Source organism: Endozoicomonas montiporae CL-33 (genome assembly GCF_001583435.1).
Classification (GTDB): Bacteria; Pseudomonadota; Gammaproteobacteria; order Pseudomonadales; family Endozoicomonadaceae; genus Endozoicomonas_A; species Endozoicomonas_A montiporae.
The window spans coordinates 4,397,234-4,414,079 of record NZ_CP013251.1; the positions used below are offsets into that span (position 1 = coordinate 4,397,234).

General features: G+C 50.0%; 12 protein-coding genes. 5 read left to right on the forward strand and 7 right to left on the reverse strand.

Annotation, left to right across the window (positions count from 1 at the left end; all coding sequences use genetic code 11):
* Positions 1–72: 72 nt before the first annotated feature.
* The 3 genes from hslU to EZMO1_RS20135 all read right to left on the reverse strand — a co-directional run bounded on the left by hslU (position 73) and on the right by EZMO1_RS20135 (position 2,701).
* Positions 73–1,410 carry an HslU--HslV peptidase ATPase subunit gene (gene hslU / locus EZMO1_RS20125; RefSeq protein WP_034875900.1) on the reverse strand — a complete coding sequence of 446 codons (1,338 nt, stop codon included), beginning with the start codon at positions 1,408–1,410 and terminating at the stop codon, positions 73–75.
* A gap of 75 nt (positions 1,411–1,485) precedes the next feature.
* Complete coding sequence (gene hslV, locus EZMO1_RS20130; RefSeq protein ID WP_034875898.1) at positions 1,486–2,031, reverse strand: ATP-dependent protease subunit HslV; 546 nt, start codon at positions 2,029–2,031, stop codon at positions 1,486–1,488.
* A gap of 79 nt (positions 2,032–2,110) precedes the next feature.
* On the reverse strand, positions 2,111–2,701 hold the full coding sequence (locus EZMO1_RS20135) for an SPOR domain-containing protein (protein WP_034875896.1): 591 nt from the start codon (positions 2,699–2,701) through the stop codon (positions 2,111–2,113).
* Between the two features lie 307 nt (positions 2,702–3,008).
* Here EZMO1_RS20135 and argS point away from each other — a divergent pair, with 307 nt between their 5' ends.
* Positions 3,009–4,754, forward strand: a complete 1,746-nt coding sequence (gene argS, locus EZMO1_RS20140) for an arginine--tRNA ligase (protein ID WP_034875894.1) — start codon at positions 3,009–3,011, stop codon at positions 4,752–4,754.
* Positions 4,755–4,809: 55 nt separating this feature from the next.
* Here argS and dtd read toward each other — a convergent pair whose 3' ends face one another.
* The 4 genes from dtd to EZMO1_RS20160 all read right to left on the reverse strand — a co-directional run bounded on the left by dtd (position 4,810) and on the right by EZMO1_RS20160 (position 9,035).
* A complete protein-coding gene (gene dtd / locus EZMO1_RS20145) occupies positions 4,810–5,247 on the reverse strand; it encodes a D-aminoacyl-tRNA deacylase (RefSeq protein ID WP_034875892.1) in 438 nt (145 codons plus the stop codon).
* A gap of 145 nt (positions 5,248–5,392) precedes the next feature.
* Entirely contained in the window at positions 5,393–6,346 is a 954-nt protein-coding gene (pip, locus tag EZMO1_RS20150; protein WP_034875890.1) for a prolyl aminopeptidase, read from the reverse strand.
* Between the two features lie 166 nt (positions 6,347–6,512).
* Entirely contained in the window at positions 6,513–8,342 is a 1,830-nt protein-coding gene (gene typA, locus EZMO1_RS20155; RefSeq protein WP_034875888.1) for a translational GTPase TypA, read from the reverse strand.
* A gap of 24 nt (positions 8,343–8,366) precedes the next feature.
* Positions 8,367–9,035 (reverse strand): BUD32 family EKC/KEOPS complex subunit, encoded by a 669-nt coding sequence (locus EZMO1_RS20160; RefSeq protein WP_201772193.1) that lies wholly within the window; start codon positions 9,033–9,035, stop codon positions 8,367–8,369.
* A gap of 183 nt (positions 9,036–9,218) precedes the next feature.
* On the opposite strand from EZMO1_RS20160, the gene EZMO1_RS20165 reads away from it, so the two are divergent.
* The 4 genes from EZMO1_RS20165 (at position 9,219) to EZMO1_RS20180 (ending at position 16,492) form a co-directional block, all read left to right on the forward strand.
* Positions 9,219–10,763, forward strand: coding sequence for a hypothetical protein (locus EZMO1_RS20165; protein WP_222842149.1), 1,545 nt, complete (start codon positions 9,219–9,221; stop codon positions 10,761–10,763).
* Positions 10,764–10,918: 155 nt separating this feature from the next.
* Entirely contained in the window at positions 10,919–12,730 is a 1,812-nt protein-coding gene (gene msbA / locus EZMO1_RS20170; RefSeq protein WP_034877306.1) for a lipid A export permease/ATP-binding protein MsbA, read from the forward strand.
* 145 nt (positions 12,731–12,875) lie between these two features.
* On the forward strand, positions 12,876–14,321 hold the full coding sequence (gene hldE, locus EZMO1_RS20175) for a bifunctional D-glycero-beta-D-manno-heptose-7-phosphate kinase/D-glycero-beta-D-manno-heptose 1-phosphate adenylyltransferase HldE (protein ID WP_034875881.1): 1,446 nt from the start codon (positions 12,876–12,878) through the stop codon (positions 14,319–14,321).
* A gap of 179 nt (positions 14,322–14,500) precedes the next feature.
* On the forward strand, positions 14,501–16,492 hold the full coding sequence (locus EZMO1_RS20180; RefSeq protein ID WP_061509666.1) for a homeobox domain-containing protein: 1,992 nt from the start codon (positions 14,501–14,503) through the stop codon (positions 16,490–16,492).
* Positions 16,493–16,846: the final 354 nt, after the last annotated feature.

Genomic DNA, 16,846 nt, shown 5'->3' on the forward strand with positions numbered 1-16,846 from the left:
CATTGAAGTCAGCTTCAAGCGTTCAGCAAATTAAAAGGATTGCTGCATAGCAACAGCAATCCTCTGGCATCATCACAGAATATAGCGACTCAGGTCTTCATCCTGAACCAGTTCACCCAGATGATCGTTGACATAAGCCTGATCAATCATCAGCGGCTTGTCAGAATGCTCCAGCGCCAGATCGGCCGCACTGTAGGAAATTTCTTCCAGCAGACGCTCCATCACGGTGTGCAAACGACGGGCACCAATGTTCTCGGTGTTTTCGTTAACCGCCCAGGCCACTTCGGCAATGCGGTTGATACCGGTCTGGTCAAACTCGATGTTGAGGTCTTCGGTTTTCATCAATGCCTGATACTGCTCGGTCAGAGAAGCGTCCGGCTCGGTCAGAATACGGGTAAAGTCCTTGGTACTCAGCGCCTTCAGTTCAACACGAATCGGCAGACGACCCTGCAGTTCCGGAATCAGGTCAGAAGGTTTGGCCAGATGGAATGCACCGGAAGCAACAAACAGAATGTGGTCGGTCTTGATCATGCCGTACTTGGTAGACACGGTGCAGCCTTCGATCAGTGGCAGCAGGTCACGTTGAACGCCTTCACGGGACACATCCGCAGACGCACCGCTGGAACGCTTGGCAACCTTATCGATCTCGTCAATAAAGACAATGCCGTTCTGCTCAACCGAATCAATGGCGCGGGCTTTCAGCTCGTCTTCATTGACCAGCTTGGCGGCTTCTTCATCCTGAACCAGCTTCAGGGCATCTTTCACCTTCAGCTTGCGGGATTTCTTCTTGCCCTGGTTCAGGTTAGAGAACATACCCTGTAGCTGATTGGTCATTTCTTCCATGCCCGGAGGTGCCATGATCTCAACCCCCATGGCCGCTTCGTTCACATCGATCTCGATTTCTTTGTCATCCAGATCGCCTTCACGCAGCTTCTTGCGGAACACCTGACGAGTGCCGGACTCCTTCGGCTGGGACTCTTCATTAAAGTCACGAGCCGGTGGCAGCAGAGCATCCAGAATACGTTCTTCAGCGGCATCCATGGCGCGATGCTTCACTTTCTCCATTTCCTGTTCACGCAGCATTTTTACCGCAGCGTCCATCAGGTCACGGACAATGGATTCAACATCACGACCCACATAGCCCACTTCGGTAAACTTGGTGGCTTCTACCTTGATGAACGGTGCGTTAGCCAGCTTCGCCAGACGACGGGCGATTTCTGTCTTACCCACACCGGTAGGACCGATCATCAGAATGTTTTTAGGGGAAATCTCGTTACGCAGCTCTTCATCCAGCTGCATACGACGCCAGCGGTTACGCAGGGCAATGGCCACCGCACGCTTGGCGTCGTCCTGACCAATAATATGCTTGTCCAGTTCGTGAACAATCTCACGAGGTGTCATATTAGACATGATTAAAAACTCTTAATACTGTTCGTTCCGGAAATGCTTGCTTGTTAAGACTGCATTGCCTGTTCGGGATGTTATTTATTCTTCGATGGAGATTTCTTCAATCACGCGATTGTGGTTGGTGTAAACACACACATCGGCGGCAATTTCCAGACTCTTTTCAACAATATCCCGGGCGCCCAGCTCAGTATTCTGATACAGCGCCTTGGCGGCAGACTGGGCAAAGAAACCACCGGAACCAATGGCCAGAATGCCATCTTCAGTGACCATAACGTCACCGTTACCGGTAATAATCAGGGAAGATTTCGCGTCAGCCACAATCAGCATGGCTTCGAGGCGATTCAGGGTGCGATCGGTGCGCCATTCTTTGGCCAGCTCAACCGCCGATTTTTCCAGACGTCCCTGATGCTTTTCAAGGTGCGCTTCAAAACGTTCAAACAGGGTAAAGGCGTCAGCAGTACCACCGGCAAATCCGGCAATGACCTTACCTTTGTACAGGCGACGTACTTTGTGGGCGTTGCCCTTGATGACGGCGTCACCCAGGGAAACCTGACCATCACCGCCTACCACCACGCTGTCAGCTCGACGGACAGACAGAATAGTTGTGCCACGATACTGTTCCAAGGTGGACTCCTTTCATTCAATGATGTAGTTCAGGAGTCTATATTGGGCGCATCACGGCTTTATCAAGGGCAAACTCCAATTATTTTAATTTCAACAGCAAACTGTCGATCTTCTGTTCAGCCAGAATCCGGCGGGCATTGTCCAGACTGCCCTGATCATCAAACGGCCCGATCTGCACCCGGTGCCAGGTTTCCCCGCCCGCCACATTGACTTTGGAAATGCGCGGCGTCAGCCCGGATAAAATCAAAGTTGCCCGCAGCCGGTCGGCATCCTTTTCACTGCGGAATGAACCCGCCTGAAGCAGATAACGATTATGCTCTGCAGGCTTTGTTGCCGGTGCCCTGGTGGTTGCGGCAGGTTTTGGAGCAGGTCGGGTAACCGGTGTGGCTTCCGGCTCTGGCAGCACAACCTCGGTTTCCGGCAACAACGTATAAAAATCAAACACCGGATTCGGCTCACTGTTTTTCGCTGAAGCCTTACCATCCTCGCGCTGTGGCACAGGCACATCAATGGCTGAAGGCGTCAGACTGATCAGTGACGCGACAAAAAAGCCCAGAGCAAAACCGGTGACAAGGAATAGCCATCCCGGCACCTTGGGTTTTCCGCTACTGGATTTGCGGGTACTGCCTTTACTGGCTCCCCGTCGGCTGGTTGCTCTCTGGGCACTCATTCGGTTGACATTCCAATCTTCAATCTTACAGAGTCGTTTCTCGCAGCCCCTATTATCACCGTTGGAACCAGCATCAGGTCAAGCCTCACAGGTCAATGCATGTTGTTTAAATGCGCTATTTTCGCTAGCATTCGCAGCCAGGATCGCCCTCACTCACCCTGCTATCAAGCCCTGTTTTCCTCCTACGGGCGAACCTTTTCAGGGTACCGACTGAGAGCAACACCCCATAACGACGATCAATAGCCCGGAACCCTCCTGACGGCTATTGAAGTAAAATTGATACGAGTTTCACATCAAGGACTCATCCATGAATATTCTCAAGCTGCTTGAAGACAGGGTCATCAAGGCGCTGAACGCCGCCGGTGCTCCAGAAGACACGCCTGCCATGGTTCGCCAAAGTGCCCGCGCTAACTTTGGTGATTACCAGTGCAATGCGGTTATGGCAGCTGCCAAGAAAATGGGTCAGAAGCCCCGTGATCTGGCTCAGACCGTTGTTGATCATCTGGATCTGGACGGTATTGCAGACAAAACCGAAATTGCCGGTCCGGGCTTTATCAACATTTATCTGGCCCCTGAGTTTCTGGCAAAAGGTCTGCATTCAGCGGTTTCTGACGAACGCATTGGCGTCGAGGCCGTCGCCAAACCACAAACCGTTATTGTGGACTACTCTGCACCGAACGTTGCCAAAGAAATGCACGTGGGTCACCTGCGCTCCACCATCATTGGTGACTCTACCGCCCGTACTCTGGAGTTTCTGGGTCACAAAGTGATTCGCCAGAACCATCTGGGCGACTGGGGCACCCAGTTCGGTATGCTGATTGCGCACTTGGAAGAGCTGGAGCAGAGCAATCAGGAAGAAGCCATGGATATGGAACTGTCTGACCTGGAAACGTTCTACAAAGCCGCCAAAAAGCACTTTGACGACGACGAAATTTTCGCCGCCAAAGCCCGTGACTATGTTGTACGCCTGCAGGCCGGTGAACCTCACTTCAAAAAACTGTGGAAGCGACTGGTTGACGTCACCCTGTCTCACAACCAGGAAGTGTACGAACGTCTGAACGTTTCCCTGACTCCGGGCGATGTGATGGGCGAAAGCGCCTACAACGACAGTCTGCCAGTGATCATTAAAGAACTGGACAGCAAAGGTCTGCTGAGCGAAGACCAGGGCGCCAAAGTGGTGTTCCTCGATGAGTTCAAAAACAAGGACGGCGACCCGATGGGTGTGATCGTCGAGAAGTCCGGCGGCGGTTTCCTGTATTCCACCACCGACCTCGCAGCCATCCGTCACCGTGTTCACACCCTGAACGCCAACCGTGTTCTGTACTATGTAGACGCTCGTCAGGGTCAGCACTTCGAACAGGTTTACACCATTGCCCGCAAGGCCGGTTTTGCGACAGACGACGTACAGCTGGAACACCATGCGTTCGGCATGATGCTGGGTAAAGACGGCAAGCCATTTAAAACCCGTGCCGGTACAACCATCAAACTGGTTGACCTGCTGAACGAAGCGGAAGAGCGTGCCGCCCGCCTGCTCGCCAGCAAGGACAGCGACCTGAGCGAAGAACAGAAGGTTAACGTCATTAAAGCGGTGGCAATGGGTTCCGTAAAATACGCCGATCTGTCCAAAAACCGCACCAGCGACTACGTATTCGACTGGGACAACATGCTGGCCTTTGAAGGCAATACCGCGCCTTACATGCTGTACGCCTACACCCGTGTACAAAGCATCTTCCGTAAAGCCGGTGTTAGCGAAGCCGGTCTGAAGGGCGATATCGCCATTAGCGAACCCACCGAGCGCGAACTGGCTCTGAAGCTGGCACGGTTCAGCGAAACCGTTGAACAGGCTGCCCGTGAAGGCATGCCACACATTGTTTGTGGTTACCTGTACGAACTGTCCGGAGCCTTTATGAGCTTCTACGAATGCTGCCCGGTTAACAAAGAAGGGGTTTCTGAAGCACTGAAGAACTCCCGTCTGCAGCTGTGCTCTCTGACAGCCAGAACCATTAAACAGGGTCTGGATCTGCTGGGTATTGAGACCGTAGAGCAGATGTAATCTGTCGTTTGTCTGAAAAAATACCGGTCAGTTGGCCGGTATTTATTATGACGGCTCACACATCCAGATTAAACGTCACTGGGCCATCATTAAGGAGGGAGATTTTCATATCGGCAGCAAACTGGCCGGTAGCAACATCATCATGTAATGCTTTTGCACGCTGGACAAAATAATCGTACATCGCTTCACCGTGTTCAGGGCTGGCACCTGAGCTAAAGCCGGGGCGCAACCCTTTGCGGGTGTCGGCCACCAGTGTGAACTGGGAAACCACCAGCAGACCACCGCCAGTATCTTTCAACCCCAGATTCATCTTACCCTGTTCATCCGAAAACACGCGATACTTCAGCACCTTTTCCAGCAGTTTGTCGGCTTTGGCCTGATCATCGTCTTTTTCAACACCAAGAAACAGCAACAGGCCTTCACCAATTTCTCCAACGGTTTCGCCATCTACCTTCACATTGGCAAACTGAACCCTTTGAATGAGTCCGCGCATAATCGAACTAACTCCTGAAATGTAATAAATAAATCAGATAAAAAATAAATCGGATAGAGAATGATGCAGTCTGAACCTGTCGGTGAGTCACCGTGTTGGGAGGTCGCTGCGCTCGTCCCAACCTACGGTACAACGATCAAACGGGCTATTCGAATTGTCGGGCAAACTTGTCTGACGCACGCACCAGAGCATCGGTAATGGATACTTCACTGGCAGCGTGACCGGCATCACGAATGACTTGTAATTCAGCTTCGGTCCAGTGATTCGCCAGTTCAACCGCATTATCCAACGGACATACCATGTCGTAACGACCATGTATGATAATGCCGGGAATCTGGTCAATCAGCCCCATATTATTAATGATCTGCCCGGGTTTCAGGAAGGTATCGTTGACAAAATAGTGCGCTTCAATACGAGCAATGGCGGTAGCGAAGTGCGGGTCAGCCGCTTCGTCTTCCATTTCCTGACTGGGTCGCAGTGAACTGATTCTGCCTTCCCAGAGTGACCAGTGTTTGGCAGCGTTCATTCTTGCCAGCTCATTATCTCCCATCAAACGACTGTGGTACGCCTTCAGCATATCGTCTCGTTCATCTTCCGGAATAATCTCGGCAAAATGCGCCCAATGATCAGGAAAAATACGGGCAGCTCCCTCGGGTTTATAAAGCCAGTCCTGATCCTGTTGCCGGGCAAGGAAGATACCCCGAAGAATCATCCCCATAACTCTTGCCGGGTGCGCCTGAGCGTAGACCAGCGCCAGAGTCGATCCCCAGGAACCACCAAACAAAACCCAGCGATCTATCTTGAGAGATACGCGAATCTTTTCAATGTCTTCAACCAGATGTTGGGTGGTGTTGTTCTTCAGCTCCAGATGCGGTTTGGAATGGCCGCAACCCCGCTGATCAAATACCACAATCCGATATTTTTCAGGATCAAAAAAACGTCGGGACTTTTCCGAACTGCCTGCCCCCGGACCACCATGAATGAACAGCACCGGAATGCCGTCCGGACTTCCACTTTCCTCAACGTACAGTTCGTGAAGCTCATCCACTTTCAGGAAGTGGGTGGCGTAAGGCTTGATGGCGGGGTAGAGCGTATGCATGAACCTTCCTTCGGGGCGTACCGACAGATCATAACGTTCAATTAAAACATACTCTGAAATGTAGTCAGTGGGAAGCGGTCAGGAATGGAAAAAGGAGGCACAACCGTGAGAGACTGTCTTAGAAAACAGAAAGGGGCATAAAGCCCCTTCCTTTCAGCAGATCACATTACTTGGAACGGCTGGCACGCTTACGCTCGTGCTCCTTCAGGAGCTTCTTGCGCAGACGAATGTGGTTAGGCGTTACTTCCACCAGCTCATCGTCATCGATGAATTCCAGAGCCTGCTCCAGAGAGTGACGAATAGGCGGTGTCAGCTGAATGTTTTCATCGGAACCGGACGCACGAACGTTGGTCAGCTGCTTACCCTTGGTCGGGTTAACCACCAGATCGTTGTCACGGTTGTGCAGGCCGACAATCTGACCTTCATAAACGTCAACGTTAGGCGGCAGGAACAAACGACCACGGTCTTGCAGGTTCCACAGAGCGAAGCCCAGCACTTTACCGTTTACCATGGACACCAGAACACCGTTCTGACGATGGGTCACTTCACCGTCTTTTACCACGCCATAGTGATCAAAGACATTGGTCAGAATACCGCTACCGGACGTCATGGTCAGGAACTGGGAACGGAAACCAATCAGACCACGGGCTGGCATGATGAATTCCAGACGTACACGACCTTTACCGTCGGGTACCATGTTGGTCAGTTCCGCTTTACGCAGACCCATTTCTTCCATCAGGGAACCCTGATGTTCTTCTTCGATGTCAACAACCACCTGTTCGTAAGGCTCTTGCTTAACACCGTCAATTTCACGCACGACCACTTCCGGACGGGAAACACCCAGTTCGAAGCCTTCACGACGCATGGTTTCAATCAGAACCGACAGGTGCAGTTCACCACGGCCAGACACTTTGAACTTGTCCGCACTGTCACCCGGCTCAACCCGCAGGGCTACGTTGTGCAGCAGTTCCTGTTCCAGACGATCCTTGATGTTGCGGGAAGTCACGAACTTACCATCCTGACCCGCAAACGGAGAGTTGTTGACCTGGAAGGTCATGCTCACAGTAGGCTCATCCACGGTCAGTGGCGGCAGCGCTTCAACGTGATCCGGGTGGCACAGGGTGTCAGAGATGTTCAGCTTGTCGATACCGGTGACGCAGACAATATCCCCCGCACGGGCTTCTTCTACATCAACACGCTCCAGACCCAGATGACCCATCACCTTAAGAATCTTGGCACTGCGAACGTTGCCATCGGCATCAATCAGTTTGATCGGGGTGGATGGTTTCAGGGAACCACGGGTGATTCGACCCACACCGATAACACCCAGGAAGCTGCTGTAATCCAGCGCAGATACCTGCATCTGGAACGGCGCTTCAACGTCTACTTTAGGAGCCGGTACGTTGCTGGTGATCATTTCGAACAGCGGCGTCATATCGTCAGCCATGTTTTCCGGATCATCACCGGCAATACCATTCAGGGCGGAAGCATAGATCACCGGGAAGTCCAGCTGTTCTTCAGTCGCACCCAGACGATCAAACAGATCAAATACTTCGTCCATTACCCAGTCAGGACGGGCACCCGGACGGTCAATTTTGTTGATAACAACAATCGGGCGCAGACCCTGTTCAAACGCTTTCTGGGTCACGAAGCGGGTCTGGGGCATTGGGCCATCAACCGCGTCTACCAGCAGCAGAACAGAATCCACCATGGACAGAACCCGCTCTACTTCACCACCAAAGTCGGCGTGTCCCGGGGTGTCCACGATGTTGATGTGGAAATCCTGCCAGTTGATCGCGGTGTTTTTCGCCAGAATGGTAATGCCGCGCTCTTTTTCCTGATCGTTGGAATCCATAATGCGCTCCGCACCCTGATCTTTACGACCCAGAGTTCCGGACTGCTGCAGCAGTTTGTCTACCAGCGTGGTTTTACCGTGGTCAACGTGCGCTATGATCGCCACGTTCCGCAATAAATTGTTACGAAGTTTTTCTATCACAGTTTTTCTCTCATCAAATCTCGTTTACTGTCCCCGGGAGGACTGAATAACACGGGCAACGTCTTCGGCGTTCATACTGGCCTGTTCTGCATACACCGAAGGAAAGGTGTTATTTTCAAGCAGGTAATTCACATCGACCTCGTAGCGGGCCATGTGACGAAAATTCCTCAAGCGCAGCTCTTTTTTCAAGGTGCCGCAGCTAAAGCGCATATCGGCAATATCAATCAGCCCGAGAGTGCCATCAGGCTGCTGCACGATATTGCCCAGATGGGCCGAGCGAAAATACACGCCCAACCGGTGCATTCTGGCAATCAGCCGGGCGTTGTCGGCCAGCAGCTTTTGCCGCTCCTCGCTATTAAGCCCGGACAACACCTGTCTCAGGGTTTTCCCCGGCAGAGGCTGATAATGCACCGCGGTTCTTGCAATAGAAGGTATACGGTAGCAGTTAATGATGGTGACCGTTGGAATATTCATTCGGTGCAGTTTGTCAGCATTGGTAGCAAACCGGACCGAGTAAGGCAGGAGCCGGGCGGAACTGAACCGGCTTTTAACCATAAACAGTTTCAGGAACGAGCCATCGGCCAGACGCAGGACTTTATCGCCATCCCCGTCGTGCTCGATCACCTCTGCGCCCTGACGCAAGACCTGATAATCCCTGCCAGAAAGTCGCTTGCCAAACAGCCGCCGCATCACCTGATAGTCACCTGATAGTCACCTGAGAGTTACCTGCAAAAACCGGGAAAATTAAAAAGCGGTGAATAGTACCCCATACCGATAAAAAATGCTCATACCAATCGTCATAACGGTATAAATGACAAACCGGAACTTTATCGACGCCTGCCAGTCTTATAAGGGAAGCAGTAATTCCAGGATGGAGTGAAACCTATGTATTCCGGCAGGATCGCCCGTTTAATTATAAAATCTTGCGCCATCACGCTGTGTTTCAGTGTCGCAGGTGCCAAAGCTGACGTTGATAACCAGGCTGAAACCTATCCTCTGGAATTCCTGTATGAGTCCTCTTCAGCCAGGTTTAACTGGCAACCCCATGCCGAACAGTTGACCAGCGCTCTGCAACACGTCTCAGCCGGACACAACTTCAATAGCTTGTTGCACTCCATAAACAGCACGACTGGAGGCCCTGTTTATGGCTTCAGTCAGGCCTTTGCCGAATACCTTCCTGAACAACTCCTCAAGGCCACTCCAGGGGGCATTGAACCAAACTATGGCGAGATGGCTCAGCACGCCATGAATCAATCGTCTGTCACCGGTCAACGCTTCGACAATAACGCAGCTGACGACGGTATCGACCTTATTGATGATTCTTTTGAAGCTAACCATCTGGTTCATATGCGTATGGTCTTCCCTGCAAATACGTTTTCGACAGAACAAAAAGCATCTGGAAAGAAAACCTTTTACGGCAAGCCTCTGGGCAAACGGTTAAAAACAACCAATGACATACACGCCAGCGTGCTGCAAAGCAAAAGCCGCTCACAGCCATACATCGATGTATCTCCTAAATGGAAACCAAAACCGGGGATGTATGTCAGCCGTTACATCAAGGCCCTGATTAAACTTCAGAAACAACTACCCAAGAGATCAACCCTGAGGCTGTTTCCTACGACAACACCGGATGGAAAGTACCTGACCTGCGAAGTGATGCTTATTTACCCGGATGACAATGGCATCATGAATTACAGCGCAGTACTGGACATTATCAGGGACTGGGGAGCACCCGGCACGGCGCTCTGGCTGACAGACCGGATCGCGCAGGGTAACCTGGTTGCAACACCACCCGAAAACCTCTGGCAAAGTGTTATGAGTCACTTTCGGGTCAACCCGGCCAGCCTACCCGTCTTTAATCCTGTCGATGCAGAAATGATTGAAGTACTAGCCGAACTGGTGAAAGAGTATCTGAAAGACCCGGATGCAACCTCCCTGAGCTGCAAACCCTACTGTAACAATTTTGATTTCCGGGACTTCCCCAAACCAAAACCTGTAGACATTAAACGTTCGGGCCATTATGTTGCTGCGCTGGATGCTGGCGGTATGGTTTTCTTTGTGGATACTTTTTCTTCAACGAGTTCTTCAACGAGTTCTTCAACGAGTTCTTCAACGAGTTCTTCAGCAAGTTCTTCAGCGAGTTCTTCAAAAGCCGCTTCAAAAAGCCCTGCCAAGCCCAGAATCACCTTAAAAAAGACAGCATTCAAAAACGTGGACGCAGACGCGCTAAGAAGTCTGGACGAGCAGAGAATCCAGCTTCACCCCGAGATTCTTCAGGGCAAAAAGCCTTTCAACCCCGAACGAAAACGTGTGGAAATGGCTTTACTGAAGCTACTGATCAGCCGGTCTTTGCATCAAGGACTTCCAGAAGGAAATCCGGTTCTGGAAAATATGCATAACACCATCAGTCGCTATCAGTAGAGTTCAACAACACAGACTCTCTCCCGTCACTGTTGCACATTTGTGCTAATATTACCGGTTCGCCGATTTTCACAGTCTTGACTCGGTTTGCATTGAGCAATGCTGTGACTTCATCCACAATAGCGAACACTTTAACTGATTGATTTTTAATGGCCATGTCAGAACCAGCCAAGGCCAGTGGCCTGCAGATCTATCTGCGGCTATTGACCTATGTAAAACCCTATACCGGTTTCTTCGTTATCAGCCTGCTCGGCTATGCCCTGTTTGCATTGACTCAACCAGCTTTTGCCCGGCTGCTGGAGTACTTTGTTGAAGCTTTGGAAGGCAGCCATGCCACCATCACCCGAGACCTTGGCGGATTTATCCCGGTTGAGGTCTTTGCTTCTGCAGCATTAATACCTGCTGTAATGACTGTTATCGCTATTTTACGCGGTATCGGATCATTTTTGGGTAACTATTATCTTGCCAAGGTATCACTCCGTATTGTTCATGACCTGCGAAGCCTCATGTTTAGCCACATGGTACAACTGCCCAATGAGTACTTTGACAACAACAACTCGGGTCACCTGATAGCCAGAATCACCTATAATGTCAGCCTGGTGACGGGCGCAGCTACCGATGCCATCAAAGTAGTGGTCAGGGAGGGGTTAACGGTTACTTTCCTGATCCTGTACCTCCTCGTCACCAACTGGAAGCTCACTCTGGTGTTCTTTGCTGTTGGCCCGTTGATCGCTCTGGTAGTTTCCACAGCAAGCAAGCGTTTCCGCAAGCTCAGCTCGAAAATCCAGGATTCTATGGGTGACCTGACCCATGTCAGCTCTGAAACGATCAATGGTTACCGGGTCGTTCGAGGCTTTGGTGGTGAAGATTATGAAATAAACCGCTTTGGCAGTGCCAGTAAACAAAATACCCGCCAAAACCTGAAAATGGTTAAAGCGTCTGCTATTCACACCCCGACCCTGCAACTACTGGTAAACTCGGCCCTCGCGATCCTGTTTTTCCTGGTACTCTGGTTGAAAGGCGATGCAACCACTGCCTCTCTGGTCAGCTTTGTTACAGCCGCCGCTTTGCTACCGAAGCCTATTCGTCAGCTCAGTGAAGTGAATGCCAATATCCAAAGGGGTATTGCAGCGGCCGAAAGTATCTTCAGGATGGCAGACGAACCCTCGGAGTCCGATAACGGCTCCTTCACATCCGAAAAAGTCGAAGGTCATCTGGAGTTCAAAAACGTTACCTTCCAATACCCGAATGCCGACCGTCCGGCTCTGGACAACATCAGCTTTACCGTAGAACCCGGACAAACCATTGCTCTGGTGGGTCGTTCCGGTTCGGGTAAAACGACCCTGGCTAATCTGGTGCCACGTTTTTATAACCACGGGCAGGGAAAGATTCTGCTGGACGGCACCGATGTTGAAGATTTTGCCCTGAGAAACCTTCGCAGCCACATTGCTCTGGTTGACCAGAATGTCACCCTGTTCAACGACACCGTCAGCCGCAACATTGCTTATGGTTCTCTGGAAAAAACCAGTGACTCCGATATAAAAGCCGCTGCCGATGCGGCCTATGCCAGTGAATTTGTCGCCAACATGCCAGAAGGCTTTGACACACTGGTCGGCGAAGACGGCGTACTGCTGTCCGGTGGTCAGCGTCAGCGTCTGGCAATTGCCCGGGCAATCTTAAAAGACGCTCCGGTTCTGATTCTCGACGAGGCCACTTCGGCTCTGGATACCGAGTCCGAGCGCCATATTCAGGCGGCTCTGGAAGAAGTGATGAAAGAGCGAACCACACTGGTGATTGCCCATCGACTGTCCACCATCGAAAACGCTGATCGCATTCTGGTGATGGACAAAGGTCAGATTGTTGAAACCGGCAACCACGCCGAGTTGCTGGCAAAAGGCGGTCACTACGCCAAATTGCACAAACTGCAGTTTAAAGAAGATCAGGAAGACTTACTGGAAGCCCTGTAAACACAGTGGTCTGCCTGATACTGTTTGATGACTGTTTGATGACTGTTTGACTACTGTTTGACTACTGTTTGACAAGAGGGCCAATCGACAGGGTTGGCTCCTCTCCTTCCAGATAAAGGAAGGTAAAAAAAGCGGAATACACTGAATGAAATTGACTCTGCCCCGTTTCGACCAGGCCCGGGTCCTGGTGGTAGGCGACGTAATGCTGGACCGCTACTGGCATGGCGCGACTTCCCGAATCTCACCGGAAGCACCCGTTCCCGTTGTCCGTATTGGTCAGGTGGAAGATCGCCCCGGCGGTGCCGGTAACGTTGCCCTGAACATTGCTTCACTGGGTGCACCGGCCTGGCTGATTGCCGCCACCGGTGATGATGAGGCGGCCGATGCCCTGCAAACCCGTCTGGAAGCCGCAGGCGTGTTCTGCGACTTCGCGCGCATGCCCGATGCTCCCACCATTACCAAACTGCGAGTGATCAGCCAGCACCAGCAGCTGATTCGCCTGGATCACGAAGAAGCATTCCGTAGCCTGAGCAGCGATATTCTGGAAGAAAAAACGACAGCGTTACTTGATAACATTGACGCTGTCGTATTGTCCGATTACAACAAAGGCACACTGCAAAATCACCAGCAACTGATTCGCAATGCCCGCACCCGCAACATTCCGGTTCTGGTTGATCCCAAAGGCACCGACTTTAAACGTTACCGTGGTGCTACCGTGATCACACCGAATCTGCACGAGTTTGAAACCGTTGTCGGTCATTGCAAAGACGAACAGGAACTGGTGGATAAAGGCCAGAAGCTGATGCAGGAGCTGGAACTCGAAGCCCTGCTGATTACCCGCAGCGAACACGGTATGACCCTGATCTGCAAAGACCGTCAGGAAGTTCATCTGCCAGCCCGTGCCCGGGAAGTGTTTGATGTGACCGGAGCCGGTGATACCGTGATTTCCACTCTGGCTGCCGCACTGGCAGCGGGTGCAGAACTGCCACAGGCGGCCGCTATTGCCAACATTGCCGCAGGCATTGTGGTGGGCAAGCTGGGTACTGCCACCATCAGCATGCCGGAGCTGCGCCGCGAAGTGAACCGCGAGCTGGGTGCTGAACGCGGTGTTGTCACCAAAGATCAGTTGATGATTGCCATTGAAGATGCCCGCGCTCACGGTGAAAAAATCGTCTTTACCAATGGTTGCTTCGATATCATTCACGCCGGACATGTCGGTTATCTGGAACAGGCTCGCAAACAAGGTGACCGTCTGGTACTGGCGATTAACAGTGACGAGTCGGTGAAACGCCTGAAAGGCGAAGGTCGCCCGATCAATACGGAAGATCGACGTATGGCAGTATTGGCGGGTCTGGAAGCCGTTGACTGGGTCGTCAGCTTCAGTGAAGACACCCCCGAAAACCTGCTGCGCATGGTGAAGCCCGACGTACTGGTCAAAGGCGGGGATTACAGCATTGATGAAGTGGTCGGTGCTGATATCGTTTACGAATACGGCGGTGACGTGAAAGTTCTGGCCTTTCTTGATAACTGTTCAACGACAGCGATCGTTGAAAAAATCCGTACTGACAAAATAACAGAGGGAACCACCTGATCAATAATAAAAATGCAACCCCATCAATCACTGGAAAGTGAAAACAGTTGTATTTTTTATTATCTTGTTTTACCTGTAACGGGAAGGGATTAACTCTTCCCTTTTTTGTAATCATTACAAAGCAAAAACAATGTTGGCTGCTAAGATTAACGCTTAAAATAATCCAGGTAGTTATCCTTATGGCTTGCTATTTTATCCAACCATGGTTGGCTTTGCGTGCAAGTATCGCTCTTCTGTTAGTGCTATTTACTTGCAAATCTCAAAGTGATCTGGCTAACCACATTATCAGCTTTACTGCAACAGACTGTACTGCAACAGACTGTACTGCAACAGACTCTACTGCAACAGACTCTACTGCAACAGACTCTACTGCAACAGACTCTACTGCAACAGACTCTTCCATTCAGAAAAGCAATGGTTTTTACTGTCTGAAAAAAGACAATAGTCAACACTTCTGCTCTCTTACTGGTCTGCCGTCGAAAAACACAACGCCTACCTTTGTCAGGGTGCAGTCATCATCGCTCCTGACAGTCAATATAAATAATGATTCTAAAGACCCGGGTCGTCTGCTCATTAACAATGATGAAATCGTTGTGGTCTCCCTCAATGAACAGCCTGAAACCATTGAACTTAAGCTTCGCGACAAGATTAAACACCTGCCCGAAAGCCAGACAGACTCGGGCAACAGCTATTGCCAGACTGTTCCTGAACAGGAAGACATTCTGTCTTGTTACATGTATCCCGGAGATACTGTAAGAATAAAAACCCCTGCAGAATTGCTGCTGAGCAAAAAAACGCGATATTCTGATACATATGCAGAAATGACAACAGGCGAACCCAAGGACGCGAGCCACCAAACCTTTCCACCAGATGATTTTACCAATGGCTCTTTTCTTGTGATTAATACAAGAAAGACAACCCCAAGTTCAGAAGAACAGAAGCCACTCCACTCACCTGATACATTCATAACAGCACTGGTTACTGCAAAAATGCAGCTATTATTGGAAATGACCGGTAATAATTTACACCACCGAGGACGGTATACAACCGTACCTGATAGTTTTAATCAAGAGCTATTGCTTTCACCAAAAACAAAATTTCCTGCTTACGACCTGTCCATTAAGCCTGATAAATCCTACACAACTGTTATCACTTATATGTTTGGAAGCTCTCCACACCAATATGGTGATTCAACTCTTATACTTCTTATTGAATACTATAGAATTCAATACCATATGGACAATCAGCAAGCGGCAGCTGCAATGAGTTTTGAGCAATACCTGTTAAATGAAATGCGCCAACAAAATCACATTTATACAGAGCAATATATACTTGACCACCTTGCGTATATTAATTGGATTCAAGCTTCAGGAGCAACCTTCACCAACATTCAACCACCTACCCCAATCATTGTACCTTATGGCATATGCGGCAAATGCTTACTATCAGGTGCCGCCTGCACCTGCACAATACCACAACAACCTGCACTGACACATACGCGCACACCTACAGATGGACACACACATATACGCCATAAACGTAAAAGAGCATTTTTTACTCCTTCACAAAAAAATAGTCTTTTTAATGCTTTTAAAAAAGATAATTATTTAACCTCAGATGTTCTAGAGGAACTTTGTCAATCGACTGGACTCTCTGAGGTGCAAGTTACAAACTGGTACAGCAATCAAAGAGTAAAACAAAAAAAAGCTGAGTCTAATTCAAACGCTTCCAATCAGGGTCAAAATACGACCGCACAAAGTGGAGGGTATTTATCACTTGCACCAACAGTGCAACCGAATATTCCGCCACCAATCATTTCAAATAATACTGTTAGTGTTAGCTCTGAACACGTTGTTCTTCTAAAACTGAAAAGGCAAGAACCATTCACAACCCGGGAGTTCCCCGACTATCCAGAATCGCCTGCACAGACAACAGCAAACAATGATAATGCTGTGCCAGCAGCATACATGTATGAATCGAGTTCAAAATCAGGCACTTCTGAGCCAGATGGCAGAAACCCTGCGTCAAGTGAAAGTACAAAATCTGAAAATGAACAAAATCAATCACAAAGAGCAATTAAGCCAAGGGAAAAGCCAAATTTTACAAAGGATGGTAAACCTGTCGAAATGGAAGTTAATGAAAACGGTGATATAAATTTCAAAAGCGTCTAATTTAAAAAAAGAAGAGCAAATGATTCAATCACCAGTAAAGCATAACTGGTGAATGCCGCCCAAAGGAAATGCAGTTGGTCAGCAATTCCCGCTGAATATTAAAGCTCTTGTGCTGCAAGGTTTGTAGATCAGTAAAAAATAATCACATCGCAGACTCTATAGGGCTATATTGAAGAGCATTATATAGGCTCTTCGCCGTTTCATATGGATTTCAGCACATCAGCTACAGGACTGGAGATCATGTACTCCACCTTAGAGTTTTAAATGTACGACTGTTTGGTTAGATTTTTTCCTCACGAAAACCAGTCCGTCAGCCTGCTGTTTAGCAGTCTGTCCAAACAGTCAACTCTCTTT